The organism is Pseudomonas sp. CBZ-4 (genome assembly GCF_000346755.1).
Lineage (GTDB): Bacteria > Pseudomonadota > Gammaproteobacteria > Pseudomonadales > Pseudomonadaceae > Aquipseudomonas.
Map to the genome: position 1 here is coordinate 1 of NZ_ANNV01000064.1, position 11,681 is coordinate 11,681.

The window sequence follows — 11,681 nt, forward strand, 5'->3', positions numbered from 1 at the left end:
CCGAGGTGATGCTATCGCAGGCAAGCCAGCTCCCACACAAAGCAGCTCCCACAGGGTTCTCTGCGCATTCTGGGATTTGGTCATGACTGCACGCACCGCCAGCAAACCGATAGAAACCGTCAACACCCCCTCAATCCTCATCCCCGCCCTCCTCCTGTTCATCTCCGGCGGCGCGGCGTTGGTGTACCAGGTGCTGTGGATCAAGCAACTGTCGCTGGTGGTCGGCGTGGAGGTGTACGCGATCACCACCGGCATCAGCGCGTTTTTTGCCGGACTGGCCCTCGGCGGGTTGTTGTTCGGGCGTCTGGCGGATCGCTTTGCGCGGCCCCTTTTGTTGTATGCAGGTCTGGAATTATTGGTCGCCCTGTTCGGCGTTGGCGCCACCTGGGCGCTGGGCACGGCGGCCGAGCCGTTTGCCTGGCTGGAAGCACGCATCGGCCTGTTGGCCTGGGCGCTGCCGTTTACCCTGGTCGGCCTGCCGGCGTTGTTGATGGGCGGTACGCTGCCGGTGCTGGTGCGCGCGCTGAACATCGAGGCCAAAGGCTTGAGTCAGGCCGGCGGGCGTTTGTATGCGGCGAACACGGCGGGCGCGATTGTCGGCACCTTGCTCGCGGCATTTGTGCTGATCGCGCAGTTTGGTGTGCGTGGCAGTGCGCTGGTCGCGGCGTTGTTCAACCTCGTCGCGGCGGCGGGCGCATTGGCCGCTGTGCGCCATCACGCGCCGGTGGTGGTCGCGCCCACACGCAGTGAACCGCCTGCGCGCCTGGCCCTGGTGCTGTACGCCATCGCCGGTGGCGTGGCGTTGGGGTATGAGGTGGTGTGGTCGCAATCCATCGTGCAATTTATGAGCACGCGCACCTACGCGTTTGCGGTGGTGCTCGCCACTTATTTGAGTGGGTTGTTTATCGGCAGCCAACTGATGTCGCGGCGGGTGGAACGGATTCGTGATCCCTGGGGTGTATTCGGCCTGTTGATCGCCGGTGCGGGGCTGGTCGCGTTGCTGGAAATCGCCCTGCTCGGGCGCTGGCTGGTGCTGCTGCAAACCCAGGCCGAGGCGCTGGTGTTGAACCTGGGCGGCAGCGAGTTGCCGGGGATGAGCGCGCGCTTTGCAGTGGCGGCGCTGTGCATGGTGTTTGTACCGACGCTGCTGTTGGGCGCGGCGTTTCCCCTGGCGCTGCGCCTGAGTGTCGGCCACCGCCACGTGGGCCGTGATGTGGGCGCCGTCGTGGCCTTCAACACCCTGGGCGGGATCGTCGGGGTGATGCTCTGCGGCTTTGTGCTGATCCCCTGGCTGGGCTTGGTGCGCACCCTGGGGGGGCTGGCGGTGATCGCTGCCGGTGTGGGTTACCTGGCCGTGCGCCGGGGCCATGGCGTGAAAAAGGGCCGGCGCCAGGCGGTGGTTGCGCTGGGCCTGGTGTCACTGGCCGTGGCGCTGTTGACGCCAGTGGATCGCCTGGCGAAATTGCTGCCCGGGGCGCGTCATGCCAGCCTGGCGTTTTATCAGGAAGGCCGTGGCGCGACGGTCGCGGTGGTCAGCCAAGGCCAGGGGGCGCGGGCGTTTCAGCGCCTGTATATCCAGGGTGTGTCCAATACCGGTGACGCCATGCCGTCCCTGCGTTACATGCGGGTGCAGGCGTTGCTGCCGCTGTTGATCCACAACGGCGAACCCACGGCGGCGCTGGTGATCGGCTTCGGCACCGGGATTACCGCAGGCGCACTGCTGCGTTATCCCGGCCTGGAACAGCGTGTGGTCGCCGAACTGCTGCCCGCAGTGATCGACGCGGCGCCGTTGTTCAAGGGTAATTTCAATGCGGCCACTGACCCCGGCATCGACCTGCGCCTGCGCGATGGTCGCCAGGAGTTGCTGCGCAATCCGCACGCCTACGACCTGATCACCCTGGAACCGCCGCCGCCCTCCGCTGCGGGCGTGGTGAACCTGTATTCCCAGGACTTCTACCAATTGGCCGCGTCGCGCCTGGAGAAAAACGGCCTGCTGGCCCAGTGGCTGCCGCTGCCCACGCAAAACATCGACGACTCCCGTGCGCTGGTACGCAGTTTCCTGAATGTGTTCCCGTATGCCTCGCTGTGGACGAGCGAATTCCACGAGATGCTGCTGGTGGGTTCCCGTGAGCCCATCGAGTTGGACGCGGCGCGCATCCGCCAGCGTTTCGCCCAGCCGGGCGTCAGCAGCGCGTTGGCCGAGGTGGGCATCGATTCGGCCGCTACCTTGCTGGCGACCTGGGTCACCGATCGCCAGGGCCTGGAACGCTTCGCCGCGGCTGCATTGCCGGTCACCGATGACCAGCCGCGCATCGAATATGCGCCGTGGGTGCGCAGCAAAGAGATCACCCGTGTCTTGCCGGCCCTGCTTGACCTGCGCGTGCCCGCGCCGCTGCGCAATGCCGACGCCGCCTTCACCCGCACCCTCGCCGCCGAACAGCAGCGCCTGATGCAGTTCTACCAGGCCAGTTTGCATGCCTATGACGGTGATCGCGATGCCTGGGGACGGGACATCCGGGAGGTGTTGCAGCAGGACAGTGCCAACCCGTACTACCGCTGGTTTTGCGCAGCCCCTTGTGGGAGCGGGCTTGCCCGCGAAGGCGGAGTGTCAGCCAATACTTCAGGTGACTGAACGGGCGCTATCGCGGGCAAGCCCGCTCCCACAGGGGATTGGGTTTACACGCCAGATCAGGTTGGCACCGTGGGAGCTGGCTTGCCTGCGATGGCGGTGGGTCTGCTGCATCGGTGTTAGCTGGCAGGCCGCTATCGCGGGCAAGCCCGCTCCCACATTGGTTTTGTGGTGTTGCGGGTTTAGTGTTTTTTCAGCTTTACATAGGACTGGTGCAAGTCCGACGCCCAGCCGTCGATAACGCTTTTCACATCGTCGGCCTTCATCACTTGGGCTTCATTGGCCAGCGGCTTGCCGGTGCCTTTGCGCACCACCTGGGCGATCACCTTGCCACTGGCACCGTCGAGGAATTGCGCCTCGGTGCCCAGGGTGGTTTCCTGGTCACGGTGGCCGGACGCGGTACTGGCGGCGGCCACGACCAGCGCGACGGGGATGTATTCGTAGGGCGCGAGGGCTTCGGTCTTGCTGCTCACGGCGGTGATCGCCGCACGCACCACTATCACCCCGGGGCCGGGCGCGTTGGCCAGTGGCAGGGATTTCTCCAGCTCACGCTTGAGCGCCTGGTTGTAGTAGGTGTTGATACCGTTGAGGGTGCTTTCCGGGATCTTCGCGGTGGCCTGGGGCTTGGGATAGAACTGGGTCGGCTCGACGTAGACGGCGGTGTAGCGGCTCAGGTCAAGTTTGGGATCGACCCAGCGCATCACCTCGGCACCGGACGGAGACTTGGCTTGCTTGAGGTGGCTGTAGTCCGAGAGAAAGCCGGAATACTCGTCCGGTTGGGTGACTTTGCTGGCACAGCCTGCCATTCCGAGCGAGGCGACACACAGCGTGCTGATCACTAGCCTTAGTTTCATCATTGAACTCCCTGGCGGTCATCACTGAAACATTGAGCTGTAGGTATAGCCAACTCTGGGGAAATAACCGTTATTTCATGCCCCGGGTTTGACAGACGTGTGACCTGCGTCAAAGCTGCACACAGCTTAAGCGCGCCGTAGAGCGTCCACGCATCAAGACAGCGGAAGTCGGAATGCCAGAGCCCAAAAAAGCCGTACCCCACCGTGATCCATCCCGTCGTTACCTCTACCCCGTATTGATTATGTTGCTGCTGTTGGCCATGGCCGGGATCTGGTTTTTCCTGCAAGCCAGCACGCCTCGGCTGGCCGCGCCCGTTGTCGCCGCCAAACCCGCAGTCATCGCCCCCGCGCAGATGGTCGATGAGCAGCAATGCCAGGGCTGCCACCAGGCCCAGGCCAAGGATTGGCAAAGTTCCCACCACCAATTGGCGATGCAGGTAGCGACGGTGCAGACGGTGCCGGCCGACTTCAATGACGTCACGTTCAGCGCCGAAGGCGAGACCACGCGGTTTTATCAACGGGGCGCCGAGTTCTGGGTCAATACCCCGGGGGCCGACGGCCGGCCCGCCGACTTCAAGGTGGCGTACACCTTTGGCATCGCGCCGTTGCAGCAATACCTGATCGAGGTCGGCGACGGTCGCCTGCAAGCCCTTGGCGTGGCGTGGGATATGCAGCAGAACCGCTGGTTTCACCTGTACCCGGGCCAGGGCGTGAACTTCAAGAACCCGCTGCACTGGAGCAAACCCAGCCAGAACGCCAACTTCATGTGTGTGGAATGCCATACCACCGGCTACAAACGTAATTTCGACGCGGTGAAAAACACCTTCGACAGCCAGTGGAACAGCCTGGGCGTGGGTTGCCAGGCATGCCACGGCCCGGCGTCCAACCACCTGCAATGGGCGGCGAAAAAAGGCGACCTGCTGCACATGGGCTTCGCCGTGGACCTGAAGGACAAGGACGCCACCGTCGAACTCGAAACCTGCGCCCGCTGCCACGCGCGCCGCGCGCCATTGGGGGATGGGTTTACCGTTGGCAAACGGCTGATGGACGACTACCTGCCCAGCGTACTGACCCGCGAGCTGTATGCCCTGGACGGCAAGATCAAGGACGAAGTGTTCGAACACGGCTCCTTCGCCCAAAGCAAGATGGCCGACAAAGGTGTGCGCTGCAGCAACTGCCACAACCCCCACAGCGCTGAACTCAAGGCGCCGGGCAATGGGGTGTGCCTGCAATGCCACAACACCGCCGGCAAGACCCCCATCGCCACGGTGGATGGGCGCGGCTTGCAGGCCAAGGACTACGACTCCGCCCAGCACATGGGCAAGGCCGGCGCGTTCTGTGTGGACTGCCATATGCCCGGCAAGGTCTACATGGGCAATGATTTGCGCCATGACCACAGTTTCAGCATCCCGCCCGGCGCCCGTGATGTACTCAGGGCGCCGGGCTATGCCGAGAGCATGACGTTGATACGAGGCGGCCAACCGGGCGCCGCCCAGGCGCTGTATGAGCAACTGGCCCGTGGCAACCTGCCAGCAATCCAGCGCGCAACGTTGCTGGTCGAACTGCCCAATTACCCCAGTGAACAGGCATTGAAACTCGCCACCCTGGACCTTGGCCACCCGGCGCCGCAGGTGCGTGAAAGCGCCGTGCGTGCCGTCAGCGCCCTGCTCCCGCCCCCGGAGCGTGTCGCCCTCTATGGGCCGTTGCTGCGTGATCCGGTGCGCGCTGTGCGCATCCTCGCCGCGCGGGACCTGCTCGGTGTTCCAGGCCAGGGCCTGGCGTGGAACAACGCCATCGTCGAATACGAACAGGTGCAATTGAGCCTGCTGGAGCGCGCCGAAGCCAACCTCAACCTGGCGATGCTCTACCAGGCCAGTGGCCGTGGCGACAAAGTCGAAGCGCAGTTGCGCACGGCTCTGCTGCGCGACCCGGATTTCTTCCCGGCGCTGGTGACCCTGGCGCAGTGGCTGGAAGCCAATGGCCGTGGGCCGGATGCGCGCAGCTTGATCGCGGATCAGATGACGCAGCACCCGGACGCGGCCCTGCTACAACATACCCGAGGGTTGATGGCGATTCGCGCAGGTGATCCGGCGAGCGCCATGGCGTACTTGCGCAACGTCGTGCGCCTGGACCCGGCCAACGCCCAGTACGCCTTTGTCCTTGCGGTGGCCTTGCATGACAGTGGCAAGGTCGACGAAGCCTGCGAACAACTGGAAAACCTGCTCCAGCGTCAGCCGTACAACCGCAATGCACGGCTGTCGCTGATCCAGTACTACCTGGAAAACGGCCAGGAGCCGAAAGCGCAGGGGGTCATGCAGAGTTGGAAAAAGCTCAACCCCGGCGACCCTGCGCTGAAATAGACGCCGGGCGCACACCGCACCTCGCCACACAGGTTGCTCGGCAGCCTGAGCCTTACATGCGTTCGCGTGGAATCAGGCTCTGCAACTGCGACGCCAGGAAGTTCGCGTCAAAACCAAAGGTGTCCGGGTCCTTGAGGCCGTTGGTCTTCTTCCACAGCCAGTCGTTCTTGTCCGCCGGCAGCACGAGCGACACGCTGCCGTGGCGGGCGGCGGTCAGGCCCATTACCGACACCGAGATCAGCCCGCCTGCGCCCATCACTTCGGGCACAAACTCGACGGTCTTGCCGGTGATGTGCACGTTGAGCTTCTCGGTCCTGAAGGTCGAGGTCTCCAGCGGCACGCTGGGGCCGCTGGCGACGTAGGCTTCACGGTGCACCTCCAGCAAGCCCACCTGCTTGACCGGCTCCAGCCACAGCTCGATCTGGCCGAACAACTCGCCGAGCTTTTGCGTCCAACGGGCGGATTGCACGTCGAATTGCTGCTTTTTGTGCGCTTCGCTGTCGGCGTAATGACGAAGCATCTCGCCCAGGTGTTGTACGTCGTCCATTGCGGATTTCCTCCGGTGAGCCAGGTTGCGAAGGCCGATCATGGCAGATGCAACACTGCCGCGTATGACTAACGCCTCACGCGTCCACCAACCGCCCCGCGTAGACCCGCTCCTTGAACGGTTCCAGGCCGATGCGCTGCACGGTGTCGACAAAGCGCTCTTCACTCTCGCGGTAGCGCACAAAGGTGTGGATCACCCGTGCGATCACATCGGGAATCTCGGCGGCGCTGAACGACGGGCCGATCACCTTGCCCAGGGCGCTGTGATTGCCCTGGGCGCCGCCCAGGGTGACCTGGAACCACTCGCTGCCATTTTTATCCACGCCGAGGATGCCGATATTGCCGATATGGTGATGGCCGCAGGCATTGATACAGCCGGAGATGTTCAGGCTGATCTCGCCCAGGTCATGCAGGTAGTCCAGGTGGTCGAAACGCTGCTGGATCGCCTGGGCAATGGGGATGGATCTGGCGTTGGCCAGGGCGCAGAAGTCGCCGCCCGGGCAGGCGATGATATCGGTCAGTAGGCCGACGTTCGCCGCCTCCAGGCCGTGGGCGCAGGCCAGTGTCCACAAGGCATGCAGGTGTTCCTTGGGCACATCCGGCAGGACGATGTTCTGTTCATGGGCGATGCGGATTTCGCCAAAGCCGAAGCGTTCCGACCATTGCGCCACCGCGTCCATTTGCTCGGCCGTGACGTCACCGGGCGGTGCGCTGATCCCCGGTTTGGTGGACAGCACCACGCTGGTGTAGCCCGGGACTTTGTGCGGCATCACATTGCGGCTGACCCAGCGGGCAAACGCGGGACTTTCCGTCAGCGCAGTGCCGTAGGCCAGGCTGGTACCCGGCAGGTTTGCATAGGTGGGCGGGACGAAAGCCGCGGCCACACGCGCGTACTCGGCGTCGGTCAATTGTGCCGGGCCGTCGCGCAGGTACTGCCACTCCTCCTCCACCTCGCGGGCAAACGCCTCGATGCCCAGGGCCTTGACCAGGATCTTGATGCGCGCCTTGTATTTGTTGTCCCGTCGGCCATGGCGGTTGTACACCCGCAGCACCGCCTCGACATAGGACAACAGGTGCTGCCACGGCAAGCCTTCGCGGATCTGCACCCCGAGGATCGGCGTGCGCCCCAGGCCACCGCCCACCATCATGCGTAACAGCTTGTTGCCCTGGCGGTCGTGGTAAAGGTACAGGCCGATGTCATGCATCATGATCGCGGCGCGGTCGTCACGGGCCGCGCAGATGGCGATCTTGAACTTGCGTGGCAGGAACAGGAATTCCGGGTTGATGGTTGACCATTGGCGCAGGATCTCCGCCAGTGGGCGTGGGTCCAACAGTTCGTCGGCGGCCACCCCGGCAAAGGCTTCGGTGGTGATGTTGCGCACGCAGTTGCCGGAGGTCTGGATGGCATGCATGTTGACGTGGGCCAGGCGTTCGAGGATGTCGGGCACCTGGTGCAGTTCGATCCAGTTGAATTGCAGGTTCTGCCGCGTGGTGAAGTGGCCGTAGCCGCGGTCGTAATCCCGCGCGATGCTGGCCAGGGTGCGCAGTTGTTCGGCGCTCAGGGTGCCGTAGGGAATCGCCACCCGCAGCATGTAGGCATGCTTTTGCAGGTACAGGCCGTTTTGCAGGCGCAGTGGCAAAAACTCCGCGTCACTCAAGTCCCCCGCGATATAGCGCCGGACCTGGTCACGAAACTGCGCCACGCGCTCGAACACCAGCGCCCGGTCGTATGCATCGTATTGGTACATATCACGGCCTCATCAAATGATGGGGGCGACTATGCACCTACGGCGCAGCGCATTGAAGATGCAGGTGCAGTGATAAAAAGCGGATCAGATCGCCTGAAAGCCGCGATTTCAGGCAGAAACAACTGATCCGCAGGAATGAGCATTTTCTGAGCCTGTTTTGTTTTGTCCGCCCTTCCTACAGTTCCCGCCACTTGGAACCGTGGGAGGACTGAGCATGAGCACAGCAACAATCGGGCAGGCCTATAACTATAAAGTCGTCCGTCAATTCGTCATCGCCACCATTGTTTGGGGCGTGGTCGGCATGGCCATGGGCGTGTGGATCGCCTCGCAACTGGTGTGGCCCGAGATGAACCTGGACCTGCCCTGGACCACCTTTGGCCGCCTGCGCCCTTTGCATACCAGCCTGGTGATCTTTGGTTTTGCCGGCAGCGCCCAGTTTGCCGCCAGCTACTACGCGGTACAGCGCACCTGCCAGGTGCGCCTGTTTTCCGATCGCCTGGCTGCGTTTACGTTCTGGGGTTGGCAGTCGGTGATCGTGATCATGCTGGTCAGCCTGCCGCTGGGCTACACCACCACCAAGGAATACGCCGAGATCGAGTTCTCCGGCGCGGTGTGGATGGCGGTGGTCTGGGTGGCGTACGCGGTGGTGTTCTTCACTACCGTAGTGCGGCGCAAGGCCAGGCACATCTACGTGGGCAACTGGTTTTTTGGCGCGTTCATCCTGGTGATCGCCATGTTGCACGTGGTCAATCACTTGGCGATTCCGGTGGATTGGTTCAAGTCCTACCCGGTGTATGCCGGGGCGACCGATGCGATGGTGCAGTGGTGGTATGGGCACAACGCCGTGGGGTTTTTCCTGACGACGGGCTTTTTGGGGATGATGTACTACTTCGTGCCGAAACAAGTCGGGCGGCCGGTGTATTCCTATCGCCTGTCCATCGTGCATTTTTGGGCGCTGATTACCTTGTATATCTGGGCCGGCCCGCACCATCTGCACTACACCGCACTGCCGGATTGGGCGCAGTCACTGGGCATGGCGATGTCGCTGATCCTGCTGGCCCCCAGCTGGGGCGGGATGATCAACGGCATGATGACCTTGTCCGGTGGCTGGCATCAGTTGCGCACCGACCCGATCCTGCGCTTTCTGGTGCTGTCATTGGCGTTCTATGGCATGTCCACCTTTGAAGGCCCGATGATGGCGATCAAGACCGTCAACGCCCTCTCCCACTACACCGACTGGACCATCGGCCACGTCCATGCCGGCGCGCTGGGCTGGGTGGCGATGATCACGTTCGGCGCGCTGTACCACATGATCCCCAAGGTGTTCGGCCGCGAGCAGATGCACAGCGTGCCGCTGATCAACCTGCACTTCTGGCTGGCCACCATTGGCACGGTGCTGTACATCGCGTCGATGTGGGTCAACGGTATTACCCAGGGCCTGATGTGGCGGGCGGTGAACGATGACGGCACCCTCACCTACTCGTTTGTCGAGGCGTTGCAGGCCAGTCATCCGGGGTTTGTGGTGCGTTTCGCCGGCGGCGTATTTTTCCTCACGGGCATGCTGCTGATGGCCTACAACACCTGGCGAACAGTGCGTGTGGCGGATGTGCGCATGGCGCAACTCGACGCGCGGATCGCCTGATGTGGGGCTGGCTGATGCTGCTGTGCCTGTATGGCGCCGTGGAGTATTGCTTGCGCGGGCAATCCGAGAAAAGCCTGGATGAAGCCAGCCTGATCCCTTTCGCCGACGACCCGGACGTGGCGCGGCGGGTGGAACAGGCCACCGGCAAACAGGTCAACGCCGTCGCGCCGGAGCAGGCCAAACCGGGCTGGATCAACCTGGACATGTAAAACTGCTCCGGTGATTTGCTGGACAACTGCGTATGACTATTCGGCGGCCGATGGGTAAGGTGAAGCGACTTTCCGTGTAAGGAGCATCGCATGCGCACCATCGGCCTGATCGGCGGCATGAGCTGGGAATCCAGCGCCGAGTATTACCGCATCATCAACCAGCGCGTACGCGACCAGTTGGGCCCGCTGCGCTCGGCGCAACTGTTGATGTACAGCGTGGACTTCGGCCCGGTGGAACAAGCCCAGCACGCCGGGCGCTGGGACGACACCGCGCTGATCCTCGAAGACGCCGCCCGCCGCCTGCAAGCCGGCGGCGCCGATTGCGTGGTGCTGTGTACCAACACCATGCACTTGGTCGCGCCGCGTATCGAAGCGGCGGTGTCGATTCCGTTCCTGCATATTGCCGATGCCGCCGGGTTGGCGGCGGTGGCAGCCGGCACGTTGACGGTCGGCCTGCTGGGCACGGCGTTCACCATGGAGCAGGACTTTCTCAAATCGCGCCTGGCTGGGCATGGTTTGACCGTGTTGGTGCCTGAAGCGGACGAGCGCCAGGCCGTGCACCGGATCATTTACGAGGAGTTGTGTGTCGGCGTGATCAGCGACGCGTCGCGCCAGGTCTACCAGCGGGTGATCGAGTCCCTGGCCGCACGTGGCGCCCAGGCGATCATTCTGGGTTGTACGGAAATCGGCCTGCTGATCAAACCAGAGCACAGCGACCTGCCGCTGTTGGACACCACCGAGCTGCATGCGCAGGCTGCGGTGGCGTTTGCGTTGCAGGACTAAGCCGATTGGCGCAGGCGCGCCATGCTCACGGTATCGACGAACACGCCGTCGCGCAGGGCGAAATCGCGCATGCGGCCTTCAACCTCGAAGCCGAATTTGCGATACAGCTGCTGCGCGGCTTTGTTGTCGGCGTACACCGTCAGTTCCACGCGACGCAGGTTCATCCAGTTGTCGGCCACGTCCAGCGCGGCCGCCAGCAGGCGCGAGCCCACACCCTTGCCCTGCCAGGCCGGCGCCACGCCCATGCCGAACGAGCCGACATGGCTGCGACGCACGCGCAGCAGCTGTTCCAGGCCCAGTTGGCCGATCACCTCGCCGCCATGCACCGCCACCAGTTGCAGGCGCCGCTCGTTGTCCAGCTCCAGCTTGTTGCGCCACGCCTGCACCGACTGGAAAGGCATCTGCAGCACCTGTCGGCACACCGCCGGTTCGTTATAGAGCGCGGCGACGCCCTCAAGATGGGCCTCGGTAAAGCGCTGGATGACGATATGGGCTTCAGGCGTGTGCATGGTGTTTCATCCTTTGAAAGACACGTGGCCGACCAGTGTAGAGGGCGAGCTACTGTCATAGCCAGCCGGGCATTGTTGTACTCGGCTGGAAAAGGTCGAAACACCCGTGACACCTATTAGAACGCGTACAGATGGACGCTATAGGTATCTACACAACTTTGAGCATTGCTGCTGGACCTGTGGCGAGGGAGCTTGCTCCCGTGACGGCTTGGCAGTCGGGCGATTTTTACCGGGTGTAAACCGGCTCTACTGTGGGAGCTGGCCTTTGTGGGAGCTGGCTTGCCTGCGATAGCGATATGTTAGGCGCCGAGGCTTTTTGGCCGGAGTACATATCCGTTATTTAGGTAACGGCTGATATTGGTTCCGCCCTTACGGCGGGTCACTTTTGGAAAAGAGCCCCA

Annotated in this window: 9 protein-coding genes; 5 read left to right on the forward strand and 4 right to left on the reverse strand. The window is 63.1% G+C overall.

Annotated features, from left to right (window positions below; genetic code table 11):
- Positions 1-82 precede the first annotated feature (82 nt).
- Complete coding sequence (locus B348_RS0107755; protein ID WP_017735563.1) at positions 83-2,632, forward strand: fused MFS/spermidine synthase; 2,550 nt, start codon at positions 83-85, stop codon at positions 2,630-2,632.
- Between the two features lie 179 nt (positions 2,633-2,811).
- On the opposite strand, the gene B348_RS0107760 is transcribed toward B348_RS0107755, so the two are convergent.
- Complete coding sequence (locus B348_RS0107760; RefSeq protein WP_026136644.1) at positions 2,812-3,483, reverse strand: DUF3313 domain-containing protein; 672 nt, start codon at positions 3,481-3,483, stop codon at positions 2,812-2,814.
- Between the two features lie 173 nt (positions 3,484-3,656).
- Here B348_RS0107760 and B348_RS0107765 point away from each other — a divergent pair, with 173 nt between their 5' ends.
- Positions 3,657-5,843: a tetratricopeptide repeat protein gene (locus B348_RS0107765; RefSeq protein ID WP_026136645.1), complete on the forward strand. Its 2,187-nt coding sequence runs from the start codon at positions 3,657-3,659 to the stop codon at positions 5,841-5,843.
- 52 nt (positions 5,844-5,895) lie between these two features.
- On the opposite strand, the gene B348_RS0107770 is transcribed toward B348_RS0107765, so the two are convergent.
- Positions 5,896-6,390, reverse strand: a complete 495-nt coding sequence (locus tag B348_RS0107770) for a hypothetical protein (RefSeq protein ID WP_017735566.1) — start codon at positions 6,388-6,390, stop codon at positions 5,896-5,898.
- Between the two features lie 76 nt (positions 6,391-6,466).
- Entirely contained in the window at positions 6,467-8,137 is a 1,671-nt protein-coding gene (locus B348_RS0107775; RefSeq protein ID WP_017735567.1) for a nitrite/sulfite reductase, read from the reverse strand.
- 214 nt (positions 8,138-8,351) lie between these two features.
- Between B348_RS0107775 and ccoN the strand changes: the two genes are divergently transcribed.
- The 3 genes from ccoN to B348_RS0107790 all read left to right on the forward strand — a co-directional run bounded on the left by ccoN (position 8,352) and on the right by B348_RS0107790 (position 10,771).
- A complete protein-coding gene (gene ccoN, locus B348_RS0107780) occupies positions 8,352-9,779 on the forward strand; it encodes a cytochrome-c oxidase, cbb3-type subunit I (protein WP_017735568.1) in 1,428 nt (475 codons plus the stop codon).
- Positions 9,779-9,988, forward strand: a complete 210-nt coding sequence (locus B348_RS0107785) for a cbb3-type cytochrome c oxidase subunit 3 (RefSeq protein WP_017735569.1) — start codon at positions 9,779-9,781, stop codon at positions 9,986-9,988. Before ccoN ends, B348_RS0107785 begins: the two co-directional genes overlap by 1 nt.
- Positions 9,989-10,078: 90 nt before the next feature.
- Positions 10,079-10,771 (forward strand): aspartate/glutamate racemase family protein, encoded by a 693-nt coding sequence (locus B348_RS0107790; protein ID WP_017735570.1) that lies wholly within the window; start codon positions 10,079-10,081, stop codon positions 10,769-10,771.
- Here the strand turns inward: B348_RS0107790 and B348_RS0107795 are convergent.
- Positions 10,768-11,280, reverse strand: coding sequence for a GNAT family N-acetyltransferase (locus B348_RS0107795; protein ID WP_017735571.1), 513 nt, complete (start codon positions 11,278-11,280; stop codon positions 10,768-10,770). The genes B348_RS0107790 and B348_RS0107795 overlap by 4 nt on opposite strands.
- Between the last annotated feature and the right edge of the window lie 401 nt (positions 11,281-11,681).

Coding starts and splice junctions, on each gene's coding strand:
- B348_RS0107755 (WP_017735563.1), top strand. CDS start 83: ATGACTGCACGCACCGCCAGCAAACCGATAGAAACCGTCAACACCCCC.
- B348_RS0107760 (WP_026136644.1), bottom strand. CDS start 3,483: ATGAAACTAAGGCTAGTGATCAGCACGCTGTGTGTCGCCTCGCTCGGA.
- B348_RS0107765 (WP_026136645.1), top strand. CDS start 3,657: ATGCCAGAGCCCAAAAAAGCCGTACCCCACCGTGATCCATCCCGTCGT.
- B348_RS0107770 (WP_017735566.1), bottom strand. CDS start 6,390: ATGGACGACGTACAACACCTGGGCGAGATGCTTCGTCATTACGCCGAC.
- B348_RS0107775 (WP_017735567.1), bottom strand. CDS start 8,137: ATGTACCAATACGATGCATACGACCGGGCGCTGGTGTTCGAGCGCGTG.
- ccoN (WP_017735568.1), top strand. CDS start 8,352: ATGAGCACAGCAACAATCGGGCAGGCCTATAACTATAAAGTCGTCCGT.
- B348_RS0107785 (WP_017735569.1), top strand. CDS start 9,779: ATGTGGGGCTGGCTGATGCTGCTGTGCCTGTATGGCGCCGTGGAGTAT.
- B348_RS0107790 (WP_017735570.1), top strand. CDS start 10,079: ATGCGCACCATCGGCCTGATCGGCGGCATGAGCTGGGAATCCAGCGCC.
- B348_RS0107795 (WP_017735571.1), bottom strand. CDS start 11,280: ATGCACACGCCTGAAGCCCATATCGTCATCCAGCGCTTTACCGAGGCC.